The following is a 17,106-nucleotide window of genomic DNA, read 5'->3' as shown; positions in this document are numbered from 1 at the left end:
CTTCGCCAGCTGCTGCGGGCACGTTGTGGCTGGTTTACGGGTTCACTTGAGCGGCATCATCGCAAGCCGGGATGACGTTTTTGTGACAGGAAAATAACGCAAACGAATGCTCTACCGGCGGTCGGAATGCTCTCAAGAATGGCTCTGTCTCGCCGATCACGCTTGGGTTGAGTTGCGCGGCGCAGGCTTCGGCCGTGATCGCAGACAGGGATGTCCGGACACCTTTCACGCCTTACCGGGGCGTGCCTCATTCCTGTCATGAGTACCATCCGATGCTTTTGCAAAAGTCCCTGAGAGCACAAATTCTCGCCCTGCTGAGCGGCAGCCTGCTGGCGATGCTGTTGATCGCCCTGGCGTGCTTTCACTTCCTGTCCAGCGGCGTGCAGAGCTACGCCAATCTGATCGAAGGCCCGTTGCATACCTCGCAATTGATCGATGAAGCCAACCTGCAATTCAAGGTGCAGGTGCAGGAATGGAAAAACGTCCTGTTGCGTGGCAAGCAACCGGCGGACCTGGGCAAGTACTGGGGGCAATTCGAAGACCGTCAGCGCGATGTGCAAAACATCCTCGGCGAACTGGCCGGGCAGAAGGGCATCGAACCGCAACTCAAGAGCCGCATCGAGCGCTTGCGTGACGAACATCGCCAGTTGGGCGCGGCCTATCATAAGGGCCGGGACGCGTTCGTGGCCGCCGGTGGTGACCCGACGGCGGGCGACACGGCGGTCAAGGGCGTGGACCGCGCGGTCAGCGATCAGATGAGTGAACTGGTCAGCGAGCTACGCAAGCAGGGCGCCGAGCAATCGACATTGATCAATGCCAGTGCCGATCGCACGGTATTGCTGGGGCTTGTTGTGATGCTGGTGTCGGGGCTGCTGATCGGTCTGCTGAGCCTGTGGCTGGTCAACCGCAACCTGGTCGAGCCGATCCGCAAACTGATCGATTACGTGGCGCAACTCAGCCAGGGTCGTTTTGCCGAGCGCGTGGCCAGCACCCGTCAGGACGAGTTGGGCAAACTGGCGATGGCCGCCAACACCCTGCGCGATTTCCTTGCCGAAACCTTCAGTCGTTTGCAGCGCAGCGCCTCGGACCTGGACAGCGCCAGCGGTGAGTTGAACTCGATCGCCACCGTGATGGCCGGCGGTACTAACGAGCAGTTCAACCGCACCGACCAGGTGGCCACGGCGATGAACGAAATGTCCGCGACCGCACAGGAAGTCGCCCGTCATGCCGCCGAAGCGGCGCGGGCGGCCGACGATGCCGACCAGTCCGCCCAGCAAGGCGAGAAAGTCATGCAGGGCACCATCCACACCATCACCCGGATGCGTGGCGAAATCGCCAACACCGCCACGGTCATCCGCCAACTGGAAACCGATAGCGGGCGCATCGGCAAGGTCCTGGAAGTGATTCGCGGCATCGCCGAGCAGACCAACCTGCTGGCGCTCAACGCGGCCATCGAAGCGGCCCGTGCCGGGGAGGCCGGACGCGGTTTCGCGGTGGTGGCCGATGAGGTGCGTAGCCTGGCCCAGCGCACGGCGGCGTCGATCATCGAGATCAACCAGATCATTCAGACCGTGCAGACCGGTGCAATCGAAGCGGCCCAGGCGATTGAAAGCGGTCAGTCGCGCAGCGAAGAAAGCGTGCAGCAAGTGACCGAGGCCGGCGCCATGCTTGAACGCATCACCCTGGCCGTGGAAGCCATCCGCGACATGAACCGCCAGATCGCCACCGCTGCCGAAGAACAAACCTCGGTGGCCGAAGACATCTCGCGCAACCTCACCGAGATCACCAGCATCGCCAGCACCAACCTGGACAACGTGCAGCGCACTGAAGCGGCCAGCAACAACCTGCACGGTTTGTCGGGGCAGTTGAACGAGGTGACGGCGCGCCTGAGCGCTTGAATCCAGGATGCACAAAAGCCGCACGACTTCTCAATCGTGCGGCTTTTGTGCGTTTCAGGATTAAGTGTCCTGTTTGTTTTTCAGGACCTTGCCGTTGGAGGCATCGATGTCCACATCCCACTCGAGGTTCTTGGCGTCACGCAGTTCGACTTCGTACTCGTAACCGTTGAAGTAGTTGTCCAGTTCGGTTTTGGTGATCGTTGCACCCGGGTGCAGATCCAGCGCGATCTTGTTCAGATCTTCCAGCGGCTTGATCTTGCCGTCCTTGACCAGTTGCGGTATCTCATCGACCCGGACATCGGCCTGGGCCAGACCCGCGATGAGGGTCAGGGTTGCAGCGGTAAACAAAGCAGTCAGGGTCTTCATGGGCGTCTATCCTTGGGTGATCTGTTCAAGTGGGATCAGGCTAGCTTGTGTAACTTAATCCACCCTTAAATCCCTCTGCATGTCCTGCATCAATACCCGTTATTCTGCAGCAATTGCGCCACGCTGGCCGCCGCCGGGCGTTTATAGAACTTCAACAACTCGCTGGCACGATTGGTGAAAATACCGTCGACACCGGCGTCCATGACTTTCTGGTAATCCACGGCATCGTCGATGGTGTAGACGTGCACCAGCAGGCCCTGGTTGTGGGTGTACTGGTTCATCCACGGTTGCACCAGATCGGAATAACTCTGGTCGCCACCCTGGGTCAGTGCGGCGGACGGGCCGGTGCCGATGGCGCCCTGGGCCTTGGCGTAGTCGACCCAGCGCTGGAATTCGGCTTTGTCCTTCGGTTCCTGTCTGGCGTAGTAGGCGGCTTTATCCTTCTCGCCGGACTCGGCAAAGGTCACTTTGGACTTGGGCTCGATACTGCCTTCACCCACCCACAGCAAAAGGATTTTCGGCACCTTCGGCATCTCTTTTTGCAGCAGTTCGAGGCTGCTCTTCTCGAAGGTTTGCAGGACCACCTTGCCATTGCCCTGACCGACCGCCAGCTCGCTTTTTGCCGGTTTCGATTCGCTCGGGCTCAGCCAGCCACGGGCCTGAAGTTTTTCCTTGAGGTCGTGTTCTATGCCGGGAAACTGCTTGGGCTCCTTGGTCTCGATGTACAGCCCGGGCTTGTGCAGGGCGTTGCCCTCGGCGATGTCGATGATTTCATCGAGGGTCAGAATCTTCAGGCCGGCAAAGGCAGGTCGTGCGCGATCCGGGTACGCGGCATTGAACCAGCTGCCCGCATCCAGGGTTTTCAGTTCGGCCATGGTGAACGCGTTGGCCGGGCTGTCCTTGCGCTCGGGGAATTTGCTGGCGACATCGGTGGTGCGTTGCAAATTGTTGTCGTGCAGGGCAAACAGCACGCCATCCTTGCTGCGTTGCAGATCCAGTTCAAGGTAATCGGCGCCCAAGTCGCGGGCCAGTTTGTAGGCGGCGGCGGTGGATTCCGGCGCATCGAACGATGCGCCACGGTGAGCGATCACCGCTGGGTGCGGAATGCCCAGACGGGTTGCCAGTGCCGTGGGACCAGGTTCGCTGGCGGCCTGTGCGTGACCGAGGCCGAGCAACAGGCTCAGTAACAAGATGTTTTTAGTAAAGGTTGCGGGCATGGTCGAGATCCTTTCGCAATGAATGTGCGGTCCCTTTTAACAACTGATCTTTGCAGGCGCTATCGCGAGACCGACATAAACCTGTTTAAAGCTGATATTCGTCAGCGTTTTCGTGCGCCCGTTTGCAGTACGCTTGGGCCCTGCAATTTCCCCGGCAGAGGGAAACGCAGGCCCTGCGTGTAAACCAACGATCACCATTGCGGGGTTTAACATGCGCATCACTTCCCGGCTCATCTGCCAGGCTGCCGACCAACTCAAAGGCTTCGTCGGCCTCAACCGCAAGACCGGCCACTTCATCGTTCGCTTCAGCGAAGACGCGTTCGGCATGGACGTGGCGGACGACGGCATCATCCCTGCCAGCGAATTCGTCTGGGCCGCGGGGCCCGAGCAGACCATGACCCTCAAGCGCGAATTGATTCAGTTGCTGCTGGACCAGAACATCGATGACCGGATCAACATCACCGAGCCGTTGCGGGTGTACATGAACCGGCGGGAAGTGCCGGAGATTTCGGCGGTTCGCAGTTTGGTTCAGGGTTGAGTTTTTGCGGTGACAGTTCTGGCCTCTTCGCGGGCAAGCCCGCTCCCACAGGGTGTGTGGGTGTACGCAAGTCATGTACCCGACACAAAACACTGTGGGAGCGGGCTTGCCCGCGAAGGCGGCCTCAAGAACACCGCATCATTTACAGGCTGAACCCGTAGGCCCGCTCAACCCGGCACACCCGCGTATGACACCGCGCATACCAGGTCGAGCGCCCACGCTCGCGAATCGCACTGTGTTCCGGATGATGCTTCCACGCCAGGATTGCCGCTTCACTGGCCCAGTACGACACGGTTATTCCCAGCCCATCTTCGCCGCGAGCCGATTCCACCCCGAGAAACCCTGGCTGTTCACGGGCCAGTTCCAGCATTCGCGCAGCCGCTTCGGCGTAACCCAAATCGTCCTCGGTGCGCACCGAGGTGAAGATCACCGCGTAATAAGGCGCCGCAGGCGTATCGGCGATCATGACGAGCGCCCCGCACAGGCTTCGACAAAGGCGCTCACCAACGGCGGCAAGACGCCCTTGAGCGCTGCTCGTTCGGGCTGGAACAAGGTCGCGACAAAGAATGGATGGCCGCTGAGTTCGACCGCGCGCAGTCCCTTTTCCGAATCGTGGCCGACGGCGTGCAGCTCGCGCTTGAGCAGCTCCCCTTCGAACTGTGGATTCACCCCATAGCGACAGCGATAGCCTTCACGAATCTCAGCGCTTTCGTACGCCTGTGCGATCAGCGAGCTTTCAGTCAAATGAATGGAATCGACAGCCTCTACCAGCGCGCACGACAGTGGCGTCAGCAGCGCCCGTGCTGCATCGGGCGCCGTCTCGCCGTGTTCGGCATCCGACCAGCCCAGCACATTGCGCGCATATTCCAGCACGGCGTGTTGAAAACCGCCGCAGGTGCCGAGGAAAGGTCGCCGTTGTTCGCGGGCAAAACGGATCGCCAGCAAGGCGCCGTCCATGTTGCGATACGGGCTGGCCGGTACACACCAGAAGCCATCGAATGTGTGCAGCGGTGTCTCGGCGTGGATTTCATCGGTGGCCAGCCACTGCCATTGCAGGTTCAGGCCAGTGTGTCCGGCGATCATTTCGAGGGCGATGGGAATGGCCTGGTGGGCGGTGACTTGCGGGTCGTAGTCGCCGATCAGGGCGATGCGAATCTGACGGGTTTCCATGAGGGGCCTCTGCACTTGTTGATTCCTGGTGGCCACTATAGATTGGCGTTCACGCACTCAATATTGGCATTTTCCCAAGTGATCAATGCAGCCATGCAATATCGACTGGATTACGCGGACCTGGCCCTGATCCTCGCCCTGGTGCGCGGCGGCTCCCTGGCCCGGGCCGCGCAACTGCTGAAGGTGGATGTCTCGACGGTGTTTCGCGCGGTGCGCCGGCTGGAGGCTGCACTGGGCCAGCAACTGTTCGAAAAAAGCCGCGCCGGTTACCTGCCCACCACCCTGGCGCAGTCCCTGGCCGAACAGGCCGAGCGCGCTGAGCAGGCGCTGGAGGCGGCGCGCATCGGTGTGGAACTGGGCGGTGAAGTGATCAGCGGCATCGTGCGCCTGACCTGTACCGATTCGGTCCTGCAAGAATTGCTGTTGCCGGCGTTGGCGCAGTTCATGCCGAATTATCCGGCGCTGACGCTCGAGCTCAGCACGTCCAATGATTTTGCCAACCTCAGCCGCCGGGATGCCGATATCGCCCTGCGCCTGACCTGCACGCCACCGGAGCATCTGGTGGGACGGCGGCTGGCGGATATTGCCTACCGCGTGTGCGCCAGCGAGCGATACCTGCAATCGGTCAATACCACTGACCTGGCCTCATTGACCTGGATCGCCCCGGATGACTTCCTGCCTGATCACCCGACCGTTACCTGGCGTCGCCAGGCCTTGCCGGGCGTAACGCCGGGCTATCGCTGCAACAGCATGCTTTCGGTTACCGGGCTGGTGAGGGCGGGGCTGGGTGTAGCGGCGTTGCCGGACTTTTTGATCGGTGACGGATTACAGCCGCTGGGCGAGCCGTTGCACGGTTACGACACCGCGCTGTGGCTGCTGACCCGTCCCGACTGTCGCGCCTTGCGCTCGGTGGTCACGTTGTTCGATGAGTTGGGGCGGGCGCTGAAACTGCCGTGAAAGCGCTCAGGCCTGTGGCTCATCCTTGCGCACGAAGTGTTGATGCATTTCCGTGGTCAGGTTTTCGATGTGCTCGGTGAGGGCCTTGGTCATCTCCGTGAGGCGGGTGTTCTGTTCAAGCAGCTCCAGCAGTTGCGCGCTGTTTTTCGCGGCTTCTGCCTGCCGCTCACTGTTGGCGGTCGCCAGCGCTTCGCGGTGCTGCGCATCGGCATCGGATTGGGCTTTGTCCCGTGCGGCCTGGCGAGTCTGGGCTAACAGAATCAAAGGCGCGGCATAGGCCGATTGCAGGCTGAAAGCCAGGTTGAGCAGGATGAACGGGTACGCATCGAAGTGGGTGGCACCGGACAGATTGAGGCACACCCAGGCGACGACGATCAGCGTCTGCGCACCGAGAAACGTCGGTGTTCCGAAGAATCGCGCAAAGGCTTCGGCGCGCAGGGCAAACTTGTCATTGCCAAACGTCGGCGCCAAGTGGGCGTGAGGGCGATGGAAACGCAGGTGATCGACGGGGGCGGTGGTTTCGGTGGGCGTGGTGGTCATGGTGTTCTCTGGATGGCGCTGGGACTGGGGCTCACTATAGCCCCGGCGCCAGTTTCATTCTGAAACACATTTCGGTGTTTGATTCAGAGAGACCAAACTTTCGATAACACGGCTGACAATGTCATTTATTGCAATTGATAGCAGGCCAGAAACATGTCCAGCGCGGATTCAGCCACCCGGTGTTGTTCATCGGGTGGCAAGCCCGGCTTGCCCATGGAAATCTGCGGCCAGAATGCAAAAGACTTGAGCAGGCCATGGATCTGTTGAGCAGCGAATTCGGGAGCCACGGCCTTCAATCGGCCATCCGCTTGAGCGGCCCGAATCCACACCGTCAGCCCCTCCTCGCGCTCGCCCATTCGGGCCACCATATTCTGCGCCCGCTCCGGGGAATGAATCGTCGCCGCTATCGCCACCCGCGCCAGGTCGAGAAAATTGTCATCGCCCAACATTTGCAGCTTGGCCTTCAGCAACCCGCGCAATTGGTCGCGCAACGGCAAGTCGGGACGGTAGGACGTTTCCTGTTCTGCCGTCACCCGGATCCATAACTGATTGAGGATTTCGGTGAACAACTCTTCCTTGCTGGGGAAGTGGTTGTACACCGTGCGCTTCGACACGCCGGCAGTGGCAGCAATCTTGTCCATGCTGGTGATTTCGAAACCGTTGTCACGGAATTCGTTGATCGCGGCTTGAATGATTGCTTGGCGTTTTCGGTCGGTGAGGCGCTGTGGAGCTGTCATAAGTACGCTTCGGCAGGAAGTGGGGGGGGAATTACACTCAGCAGTTTACTTGTCATCGACTTTGATGCAACCTAGAAACTACACTGTGCAGTGTAATGTTTTGTTAATCCTGCCCGGTAAAAAATAGAAAGTCCGGCTGATGCGTGCGTGCCTTGGCCATTTATCGTCCCAAAGCGGAGAATCGCGTCATGCGCGGTTTTTCTGGAGTCATTCAGTCATGGCCAATTCAACTTCCTCCCCGGCGGATAACGTCTCCACACCTGAAGCGTCCCGACAGGCTCAAGGGCAGTATCAAAACTTCACGCCGGTTCAACGTCTGAGCTTTGGCAAAACCATGGGCATCCTGTGGAACGCGCTGTTCCACAAACCGCAAAACACCCGCCCGAGCGCCCCCGTCCCGGTGCAAGCCCTGACTCAGGCCGCACTGATCGCTGCGCCCAACCACAGCGTCTATCGTCTGGGCCACTCCACGGTGTTGCTCAAGTTGCGCGACAAGTTCTGGATCACCGACCCGGTCTTCGCCGAGCGTGCCTCGCCCGTGCAATGGGCCGGACCCAAGCGTTTCCATCAGCCACCGATCAGCCTGGAACAATTGCCACCGATTGAAGCGGTGATCCTGTCCCACGACCACTACGACCACCTGGATCATCAGGCCGTGCTGAAGCTCGCGGACAAGACCAAATATTTCCTTACACCACTTGGCGTAGGCGATACCCTGATCAAGTGGGGCATCGACGCCAGCAAAGTCCGCCAACTGGATTGGTGGCAAGGCACGGAAGTCGATGGCATCCGGTTCGTCGCTACCCCGTCGCAGCACTTCTCCGGCCGTGGCCTGTTCGACAGCAACAGCACCCTCTGGGCCTCGTGGGTGATGATCGACGGCGACACACGCATCTTCTTCAGCGGCGACAGCGGCTACTTCGACGGCTTCAAACGCATCGGCGAACAGTACGGTCCATTCGACCTGACCCTGATGGAAACCGGTGCCTACAACGTCGACTGGCCGCATGTGCACATGCAGCCCGAACAAACCCTGCAAGCCCACCTCGACCTCAAGGGGCGCTGGCTGTTGCCGATCCACAACGGCACGTTCGACCTGTCGATGCACGCCTGGTACGAACCCTTCGACCGCATCCTGGCCCTGGCCTGGGAACGCAACGTATCGATCACCACACCGCAGATGGGAGAGGCGTTCAATTTGATGCATCCGCAGCGCGGTGGTGCGTGGTGGCTGGCGGTGGAAGGGGAGAGTGATCGGGTGGTGCAGAACGCGTAGCGTGATGGGCCGTGTAGGAGCGAGCTTGCTCCGGGCGGCGATCCGACGATGGACTCAGTGACACCGCGCTTATCCAGGATTTGCGCGTTATCGTTAACGTCCATCGCGAGCAAGCTCGCTCCTACAGGGGGAGTGTCAGATTTTTTGTGTGCGGGCCCGACAGGAGGCCATTTATCGTCAATCGATGAGTTGGCTCACTCCACCATCGCAAAATCCGCCCGCCCAACCGGATTCGGCGTAGACCCTTTCACATTCATCCCTCGACCCGGCGCAAACCCGGGGAAGAACACCAACCCTTCCGATTCGAACCGATAGGCCAACGCCAGGCGCGTGACATCCAGCACCTCCTGGCGAGCCTCGAAGCGTTGAATGGCATCTACCGAGACTCGGGACTCCCGCGACAGCTCTTCCACGCTCCAGCCCAGCATCGCTCGGGCCTGGGCGCAGTGGGCCGGGGTGAATTGAAAGAGGGCGATACGTTCCAGGGTGATTTTCATCGCTTGAGAGGCCATGGTGTTCTCCGGGCTCGAGAGTGTTGGTCAAAATATACTGTGTTTTTGTACAGTTGTTTTGAGCCCGGATCAAACGCATTTTTTGATTTGTTTTTTCAGGCAGACGAACGGCGCAGCGTTTATTTGTCCGCCAACCCCGGCGCCTCTCGCACAATAAAGTGATCCAGATTCTCAATGTTGGCGCTGAATACCCCGAACGTCTGCTCGGGGTTTTTCTTGCTCGGCACCTGCTTCAACTCCGGTGTCACGCCATAGAAGAAGCAATACAGCTCCCGACCACTCTCGATGGCGTGCTTGATCTCTTCGAGGAACGCCTTGCGCTTGCGGTAGCTGTCGATCAGCTTCTTGCTCAGGTGAACATTGACCGAGTACGGCTTTTTCTCGAACCAGACCTTTTTCTCGAAGTCGATGCGAAAGCTCTGGGTGTAGTCCTTGATCTCCTTGATCTTGCCCCAGTAGATCAACCCCTTGTTGTCTTGCAGGTATTCGATCTTCTTGAAAAACGAGGCGTAAGGCGCGGTGTGCTCGCCAATCTTCAGCGGCACGCGCTTGAGCAAATCCTTGTCGTCGAAGTTTGATACAAAGCATTCCACCGGGTGGGCAAAGATGCTGGTCTTGTCCGGTGCCGACTCCCTGCCCGGTTGCTCGACATTGTCTGCCACCGACGGCGTTAGCGACTCATCACGCCCCCCATCCGCCGCGACCTTCGGAATGGATGGCTTACGCACATACTCACGCCGAGCCAGTAACAATTCCGACGGGAAATTATCCTCGCGACTGTCATCCGTTTCCGCCTCATCCACACCCGACGCCGGCGTCTTCAAGCTGACATAAGGGCAGCCCTCGACATGCCGCGTACTCGGCAGGTTCTTGAAGTGCGGCGTACGCACGTAATTCACATTCTTGGCGTTGAACGTGCCCAGCTCATTGGCCGCATCGAACGCCAGGCGACAGGCATCGTTGGGGCACTGGAAGTGTTCCCTGGCGGAGTCGAAATCCATCGTCTCGTCGAAGTTCAAATCCCGCACGTCGTAGATCGACAACTTGTCGTTGAGGCTGAGGCAGTAGGCGAGGTCGAATTTCATGTCGGCTTCCAAATCCTTTAGATGAACAGCTTCCAGTGATGGTGCATTCGAAGCAATAGCTACACTGAGATCACTTCGATATCGCCGAGTCTGCATCGTCCATCAAAGAGGGCGGTTTATGAGCCATTCAGATGCTTCGCCCTCCCTCCCGGAGCCGGGCCGGATAGCCCGCCGGGATGAACAGACCGGTTGGCGCCGCTGGCTACCGGGACTGGGCATGCTGCGCGAATACCAATTGGCATGGTTGCGTTACGACATCGTGGCCGGCCTTGTGCTGACCACGATGCTGGTGCCCGTCGGTATCGCTTATGCGGTGGCATCGGGGGTGCCCGGCATTTATGGCCTCTACGCGACTATCGTTCCGCTGCTGTTCTATGCCTTGTTTGGCCCCAGCCGGATTCTGGTGATGGGGCCAGATTCCTCCCTGGTGGCCGTCATCCTTGCTGTCATCATTCCACTCTCCGGCGGTGACCCGCAGCGTGCCGTCGCTCTGGCAGGGATGATGGCGATCGTGTCGGGAGCGGTGTGTATCCTGGCCGGTATGGCGCGCCTGGGTTTTATTACCGAGCTTCTGTCCAAGCCGATCCGCTACGGATACATGAACGGGATTGCACTGACCGTATTGATCAGCCAGTTGCCCAAGCTGTTCGGTTTTTCGATTGAGTCCGCCGGTCCATTGAGAAACCTGGGGGCCATCGCCTCGGCGCTGATGGCGGGAAAAGCCAACTGGACCGCCTTCACGGTCGGCGCGCTCACCCTGGCGGTGATCCTGCTACTCAAAAGATGGCCACGACTGCCGGGCATCCTGATCGCTGTGGTAGGCGCGACGGTCGCCGTGGGTGTACTCGACCTTGCTGCACGCGCCGGTGTGTCGGTCCTCGGTTCGCTCCCACAAGGCTTGCCCGGGTTCGCCATCCCCTGGATCACCACCGCCGATATCGTCCCGGTTTTGATTGGTGGTTGCGCCGTCGCACTCGTTTCGTTCGCCGACACCAGCGTGCTGTCGCGGGTCTATGCGGCGCGGACCCGAACCTACGTCAACCCGAATCAGGAAATGGTGGGCCTCGGCATCGCCAACCTGGCGGCCGGTTTTTTCCAGGGTTTCCCGATCAGCAGCAGCTCGTCGCGGACGCCCGTGGCCGAGGCCGCCGGTGCCAAAACCCAAATGACCGGAGTCGTCGGCGCATTGGCGGTTGCTTTGTTGCTGGTGATGGCGCCGGACCTGCTGCAACACTTGCCGTCCAGCGCACTGGCGGCGGTCGTGATCGCCTCGGCCATCGGTCTGATCGAGATTACCGACCTGCGGCGGATCTATCGCATCCAGCGCTGGGAATGCTGGCTATCGATTGTCTGTACGGTCGGCGTGGCCGTATTCGGCGCGATCGAGGGCATCGGCCTGGCCATCGTGATCGCGATCATTGAATTCCTCTGGGATGGCTGGCGCCCGTACTCCGCGGTATTGGGACGCGCCGACGGGGTCAAGGGCTACCACGACATCAAACGCTATCCCGACGCACGGCTGATACCCGGCCTGGTCCTGTTTCGCTGGGATGCGCCCTTGTTCTTTGCCAATGCCGAGCTGTTCAACGACCGAGTGCTGGACGCCGTGGCGGCATCGCCCACGCCCGTGCGCTGGCTGGTGGTCGCCGCAGAGCCGGTCACCAGCGTCGACGTGACCTCCGCCGACATGCTCGCCGAACTGGACGACACCCTGCACGCGGCGGGTATCGAGTTGTGCATTGCCGAGATGAAAGACCCGGTCAAGGACAAGCTCAAGCGGTTCGGGTTGTTTGCGCGATTGGGTGAAACGGCGTTTTTCCCTACGGTCGGGACGGCTGTGGATAGCTATGTTGCGATGTATTCGGTGGATTGGGTGAAAGGATAGGTGCTTCCGTCATTGGACAGGCCCCCATCGCCTGACTAGCGTTGTCTGGCAGATCGAATCGCCGCATGCCTAATGGGCAGTGCCGGGCCAAGCGGATTGTCCAGCCGTCCAAGCCTTGATTGCGATGAAACCCGAGAGGTCGAAATCGAGACTTCACAGCAAGGAGCGCACCATGCCGAACAACTGGCCCGCCGGGATTGAGCACGTTGTCGTGTTGATGATGGAAAACCGGTCATTCGATCATTTGCTGGGGGATTACACCCGTATCAACCCGGCGTGTGACGGTATCAACCGTAACGCGCCCAGCACGAATCCGCTGAAGCTGGCCAATGGCAATTCGACGGTGATCACCCAGGCGTCGGAGTTCCCTGAAAACTACAGCCTGTGGGCGCCGCCGCCCCCTCTACCTCCAGCGCTACCGCCGAGCAACAGTGAGGGTTTCGACCTTGGCCATGAGTTCGTCAACGTAGAGAAACAGTTGGGCGTCTCGTTCAAGACCAGCCCGGCCAACCCCAAGCTCGATGGTTTTGCCCAGGACGCCTACGACAAGGCCCGCACAGACCTGAAGGTGTACAAAACCTGGTCACAATCCATGGCCCAGCGGGCGATGAACTACATTCCGTTCGGTGCCACGCCAGCGGGCGATACGTTGCCGGCAATCCAGGGACTGGCGCGCAATTTCACCGTGTGTGATCGCTGGTTTTCCTCGGTGCCAGGTCCAACCTGGCCGAACCGTTTTTTTGCCATGCTCGGCAGTTGCAATGGCCACTTGCTGATGCCCTCCACCGGCACGGTGCTGGCCGGCATCAAAAGCCTGATCGCACAGTTCGGCAGCGAGAGTATTTTTTCGCTGCTGCGCAACAACGGCCACGACGCGCGCATTTATTCCGACGGTGCGGTTCCGCTGGCGGCGCTGGTCAAGGGTGGTTTGCAGCACCTGAGCATCGATGATTTCAAGTCGGACGTCGCCGGTGACAAACTCCCCGAGCTGTCCTGGATCGAACCGAGCTATGGCCTGCTCAACGGTAAACTCGGGCCCAACGTGTCCCATCATCCACCGGAGGACCTGCGCTTTGGCGATCAGTTTGTCGGTGAGGTGTTCAACGCCTTGTCGGCCAATACCGCGGTCTGGAATAAAACCTTGTTCGTGCTGCTGTACGACGAACATGGCGGTTTCCATGACCACGTGGTGCCGCCGACTTGCGTGGCGACCGGTTCAACGGTCGATGTGCCTTGGAAAAATCCCTTCACCCGTCTCGGCGTTCGTGTTCCGGCGATCCTCGCTTCGCCGTGGCTCAAGCCAGGCTTGATACCCTGGACGGGCAATGTCCAGGCGCAGCATTACGATCACACCAGCCTGCTGGCGTTTCTTTGCGATCACTTCAAATTGCCACGCAGTGCCCTCGGCCCACGGGTGATCGCGGCGCAGCACTTCGGCAACGCGCCCATCTGGCGCGCGGCACCGGGCGTAACGGCTGCGCCAAAGTTGGCGGCCACCGTGGTGCCAAGTCGTGCTGGCTTGCCATTGATCGAGTCCGAACTGGCGACCCAAAGTCGGCAGGTGGTGGACAGCGCCACCGGTTACCTCGACGGCCTCGATCCAGAACAGATCTGGAAGAGCAGCGCCCAATGGGTCAGTGGCTTTCTCGGCAATCGCAGCCGAGCCTTGGCTGATCCGGCTCAGGCCGCGCTGACGCCCGCCGCGCCCAGTGCGGACAGCCTTGAGGCGAAACTGCGGCGCTTGCAGGATTTGATGGTCACTGCCCAAGGGCAAGCCGTTCGCCCGGTTGCGGTGCCTGCCAGCAAAGCCTTGGCAGAACCGGGAGCGGAAGTTGCCCCAGCGCGGCTGCGCGTCCTGTGCCTGCCCGGTGTGGGCTTCACGCCGGCCAGCCAGGGGCAGGGCGGCATCGATGGGAACTGGCAGGACCAATGGCGCACATTGATCCGCAATCAACTGGCGCAGAACGGTCGCCTCATTGATGACCAGGACATCGACTTTCTGTCCTTCGATGAGCAACTCAAGGAAGGGCCGGATTTCGCCCAGATCACCCGAGGCCTGGCGATGCTGAGGGCCGACGCCGGGGGCAAGGCCGACGAGAATTTCGGCAGTTGGGGCCTGCCGGTCAATCAGATGCTGCGCACCACGGTTGGCGCCATCGTGCAATGGATCGAAGACGCCGAATTGCGCACTGAGTTGACTCAACATCTGCTGACGAAGATCGAGGCATTCAATCCGCAGATCATCTTCGCCCAAGGGCTGGGCAGCCTGATCGGCTACGACGCCCTGCGCCGGTCGGTAGCGAAAAAAGGTTCGGCACTCAAGCGCATCGATGGCCGCGTGTTCGTCAGCTTCGGCTCACCGATTGCTCTGCCGTTGGTAATGCGCGAAGTGTGGGGCGGGCGGGTCCTGCGTCTGAGCGAAAACGGTCGAGGCATCCGCCGTTGGTTCCACCTCTACAACCCCAACGACGGCTTGCTGACCCGACCAATCACCTCGCCGGATTCGGCGCGGGTCGACCTGCAAACCGAGTTCAGCGTGCCGCTGCGCGATGACCTGCTCGACCTCAATCACGCCGCCCAGGCCTACTTGTCGTCACCCACCAGCCAGACCAGCCTCTGGCCACAACTGGCCCGCGACGTGGTGGCCGCACGCGCGCTGGAAGTGCCGGCGTTCCTGTCCCGCAGCGGCCAACGCAAACGTCGCGCCCTGGTGGTCGGCATCAACGATTACCCCGACCCGAGCGCACGCCTCGATGGCTGCATCAACGACACCTACCTGATCAGCCGCATGCTCCAGGAAAGCGGTTACGACGCCGGTGATATTCGCTTGCTACACGACGCCCGAGCGACCCGGGCCAACTTCGTCGAGCGCCTCGAATGGTTGGTGGAAGGCGCCCGCGCCGGCGACGAGCGTGTGCTGTTCTACTCCGGCCACGGCACTCAACTGCCGGTTTACAGCAGCAGCGGTGAAGCCGACTGCATGGACGAAACCCTGGTGCTCCACGATTTCGACTGGGACGACGAAAGCACCCACTTCACCGACAAACTGTTCCGCCAGTTCTACAGCCACCTGCCATTCGACCCGGACGGCCACGGCGCCAAACTCACCGTCATGTTCGACTGCTGCTACGCCGGCGGCATGACCCGCGGCAACGGCCGCGTGCGCGGCATCACCCCACCCAGCGACATCCGCCACCGCATGCTGCGCTGGGACCCCTACGCCGGCGACTGGGACCGCCGCGTCTACGCCGTCGACGCCGACCGCCGCGACTTCAGCGAACAAGACAACAAAACCCGCGGCCTCACCCGCACCCGCACCACCCAAGGCGCCGCCACCGGCCTGCGCCCCGAGAAAAAAGCCCAACTGCTGCGCCAAGGCAAACTCTACGGCCACCACGGCCCCTACATGCCCCTGATGCTCTACGCCGCTCGGGAAAATGAAAAAGCCAATGAGTATGAGGTGGGCTCCAGCAGCTACGGCGCCTTCACTTATGCCCTGGTCGAACAACTGCGCAAATTGCATCAGGAGGATGCGACGTTGGGGTTTGATCAGTTGATTGAACGGGTGGGAAGTGTGCTGAGTGCGAGGTCATTGGGGCAGACACCAGAGATTGTCGGGCCGAGCGGGGTGAGGGCGGCGGTGTGTCCGTGGCGGATTAGTGGGTTGGGGAAATGATGCTTTAGCGGTATCGCGGGCAAAGAAAAGGGCTGCAGGAAAATCCAGCGGCCCTGATAACACCAACGTTCCCAAGCCAGCCGCCGAACCCCTGTGGGAGCGAGCTTGCTCGCGATTCTCAAAATCAACACAACAACCAAGCCAGCCACCCACTTTGTGGCGAGGGGGCTTGCCCCCGTTGGGCTGCGAAGCAGCCCCAAATACTGCAACTCAGGTGCATCAGATAAACCGAATTGTGCGGATTGACGGCTACTCGCCTCAAAAAAACTGGCTGTCTGAAACTCGGACAGCCAGTTTTTTTGAGGGGGGAACAATCAGTACCCACGCATCACTCGTGAAGCCTTCCGCCACCACGATTCACGCCGATTGAATGGATCATCCGCCAGAACACACGGCATATCCCGCAACCGAATCCAGGGTTCATTCTGCCAGTGCAGCATACCGAGCGACATTTGAGGCCAATCAAGCACACTCAACGTCGGGCGCTCCACCATGCGCGACGGCCGCGCATCACGCAGTGCAGGCACCACCTGATGAGTCAACCACTCTCGCAGCAATCGATTCTCAGGGCAGTAGTGATAAATCAACAACGCATACATACCTGACTCGCTCACCATCAAACGCTCTTTAGCGGCGCCATAGAGGTCGACGAGCATCAATTGCCTCTGGTCCGCATCGAGCTTGCGCGTCACGCGCTCATCAAGGTGTTTACCCATAAGTCGCCCGAGATCATGCGCGCAGAACCACGCCTGATTCTCCAAAAGAAGGGCATGCAGATGGACGTTGTGACGAGTGAAAAGGGTAGGGGTGAGTGATTCAGGCATGGCGGGCCTCCTGGAGCGGAAGCGCGTGGCTGGATCTGTGGGTACGGCGATTCACCTTCATCGTGAAGGTCGGATGGTCAGGCATTTCCTTTACCTCTGGCTGCTTTCTTAGGGCATTCGTTAAGGGTGTCGGGAGCTAAGAAACCCACCAGAGACGGGCCGGACATATTCCCCTTTCGGGTCTTGTATTCGCCCACTCCCGACATAACGGGGATTTTCTCGCAGGCGTAGAGAAACCGCAGACGAAAAAAAGCCGCATGACTGTCGGGTGCGGAGGGCCGCTCTGGTTTGTAGAGTTTCTTAGGCTCGAAGCCGAGGGTAGGAGGATCAGGTGGCTCCGTCAACCCACAGTTCGTTACATAAATTTCGGAACACAAGGATCGCTGGACAACGACGAAGAGTGAATTAGACTGGCTGTATATACA

15 protein-coding genes are annotated in these 17,106 nt (G+C 60.1%); 6 read left to right on the top strand and 9 right to left on the bottom strand.

Going from position 1 to position 17,106, the window contains the following annotated elements:
- Window positions 1–272 precede the first annotated feature (272 nt).
- On the top strand, window positions 273–1,898 hold the full coding sequence (locus tag PMI29_RS13125; RefSeq protein WP_007998896.1) for a methyl-accepting chemotaxis protein: 1,626 nt from the start codon (window positions 273–275) through the stop codon (window positions 1,896–1,898).
- A gap of 60 nt (window positions 1,899–1,958) precedes the next feature.
- Here the strand turns inward: PMI29_RS13125 and PMI29_RS13130 are convergent, their stop codons facing one another.
- Both PMI29_RS13130 and PMI29_RS13135 read right to left on the bottom strand, forming a co-directional pair.
- A complete protein-coding gene (locus PMI29_RS13130) occupies window positions 1,959–2,264 on the bottom strand; it encodes a PepSY domain-containing protein (RefSeq protein WP_007998894.1) in 306 nt (101 codons plus the stop codon).
- Window positions 2,265–2,353: 89 nt separating this feature from the next.
- Window positions 2,354–3,481, bottom strand: coding sequence for a glycerophosphodiester phosphodiesterase (locus PMI29_RS13135; RefSeq protein WP_007998892.1), 1,128 nt, complete (start codon window positions 3,479–3,481; stop codon window positions 2,354–2,356).
- Window positions 3,482–3,692: 211 nt separating this feature from the next.
- On the opposite strand from PMI29_RS13135, the gene PMI29_RS13140 reads away from it, so the two are divergent.
- Window positions 3,693–4,019 (top strand): DUF2025 family protein, encoded by a 327-nt coding sequence (locus tag PMI29_RS13140; protein WP_007998890.1) that lies wholly within the window; start codon window positions 3,693–3,695, stop codon window positions 4,017–4,019.
- Window positions 4,020–4,161: 142 nt separating this feature from the next.
- Here PMI29_RS13140 and PMI29_RS13145 read toward each other — a convergent pair whose 3' ends face one another.
- Window positions 4,162–4,485, bottom strand: coding sequence for an antibiotic biosynthesis monooxygenase family protein (locus tag PMI29_RS13145; protein WP_007998888.1), 324 nt, complete (start codon window positions 4,483–4,485; stop codon window positions 4,162–4,164).
- Window positions 4,482–5,189: a CTP synthase C-terminal region-related (seleno)protein gene (locus PMI29_RS13150; protein WP_007998886.1), complete on the bottom strand. Its 708-nt coding sequence runs from the start codon at window positions 5,187–5,189 to the stop codon at window positions 4,482–4,484. The genes PMI29_RS13145 and PMI29_RS13150 overlap by 4 nt, the downstream gene beginning before the upstream one ends.
- Window positions 5,190–5,204: 15 nt before the next feature.
- On the opposite strand from PMI29_RS13150, the gene PMI29_RS13155 reads away from it, so the two are divergent.
- Window positions 5,205–6,146, top strand: a complete 942-nt coding sequence (locus PMI29_RS13155; RefSeq protein WP_081501672.1) for a LysR family transcriptional regulator — start codon at window positions 5,205–5,207, stop codon at window positions 6,144–6,146.
- Between the two features lie 6 nt (window positions 6,147–6,152).
- Here the strand turns inward: PMI29_RS13155 and PMI29_RS13160 are convergent, their stop codons facing one another.
- Both PMI29_RS13160 and PMI29_RS13165 read right to left on the bottom strand, forming a co-directional pair.
- Complete coding sequence (locus tag PMI29_RS13160) at window positions 6,153–6,686, bottom strand: DUF1003 domain-containing protein (RefSeq protein WP_007998882.1); 534 nt, start codon at window positions 6,684–6,686, stop codon at window positions 6,153–6,155.
- A gap of 125 nt (window positions 6,687–6,811) precedes the next feature.
- Window positions 6,812–7,423 carry a TetR/AcrR family transcriptional regulator gene (locus tag PMI29_RS13165; protein ID WP_007998880.1) on the bottom strand — a complete coding sequence of 204 codons (612 nt, stop codon included), beginning with the start codon at window positions 7,421–7,423 and terminating at the stop codon, window positions 6,812–6,814.
- Window positions 7,424–7,640: 217 nt separating this feature from the next.
- Here PMI29_RS13165 and PMI29_RS13170 point away from each other — a divergent pair, with 217 nt between their 5' ends.
- Window positions 7,641–8,699, top strand: coding sequence for an MBL fold metallo-hydrolase (locus PMI29_RS13170; protein WP_007998878.1), 1,059 nt, complete (start codon window positions 7,641–7,643; stop codon window positions 8,697–8,699).
- A gap of 194 nt (window positions 8,700–8,893) precedes the next feature.
- Here the strand turns inward: PMI29_RS13170 and PMI29_RS13175 are convergent, their stop codons facing one another.
- Both PMI29_RS13175 and PMI29_RS13180 read right to left on the bottom strand, forming a co-directional pair.
- Entirely contained in the window at window positions 8,894–9,211 is a 318-nt protein-coding gene (locus PMI29_RS13175) for a helix-turn-helix transcriptional regulator (RefSeq protein ID WP_007998876.1), read from the bottom strand.
- 119 nt (window positions 9,212–9,330) lie between these two features.
- On the bottom strand, window positions 9,331–10,296 hold the full coding sequence (locus tag PMI29_RS13180; RefSeq protein ID WP_007998874.1) for a hypothetical protein: 966 nt from the start codon (window positions 10,294–10,296) through the stop codon (window positions 9,331–9,333).
- 118 nt (window positions 10,297–10,414) lie between these two features.
- On the opposite strand from PMI29_RS13180, the gene PMI29_RS13185 reads away from it, so the two are divergent.
- Window positions 10,415–12,181, top strand: a complete 1,767-nt coding sequence (locus PMI29_RS13185) for a SulP family inorganic anion transporter (RefSeq protein WP_007998872.1) — start codon at window positions 10,415–10,417, stop codon at window positions 12,179–12,181.
- A gap of 172 nt (window positions 12,182–12,353) precedes the next feature.
- Entirely contained in the window at window positions 12,354–15,857 is a 3,504-nt protein-coding gene (locus tag PMI29_RS13190) for an alkaline phosphatase family protein (RefSeq protein ID WP_007998869.1), read from the top strand.
- Window positions 15,858–16,171: 314 nt separating this feature from the next.
- Here PMI29_RS13190 and PMI29_RS13195 read toward each other — a convergent pair whose 3' ends face one another.
- Window positions 16,172–16,681: a BRO-N domain-containing protein gene (locus tag PMI29_RS13195; protein WP_007998867.1), complete on the bottom strand. Its 510-nt coding sequence runs from the start codon at window positions 16,679–16,681 to the stop codon at window positions 16,172–16,174.
- Window positions 16,682–17,106 lie beyond the last annotated feature (425 nt).

Origin of the sequence: Pseudomonas sp. GM49 (assembly GCF_000282355.1) — a bacterium.
In the GTDB taxonomy this organism is placed as follows: domain Bacteria; phylum Pseudomonadota; class Gammaproteobacteria; order Pseudomonadales; family Pseudomonadaceae; genus Aquipseudomonas.
Note: the sequence above shows the minus strand (reverse complement) of the source record. Positions and strands in the feature narration are given on the sequence as shown.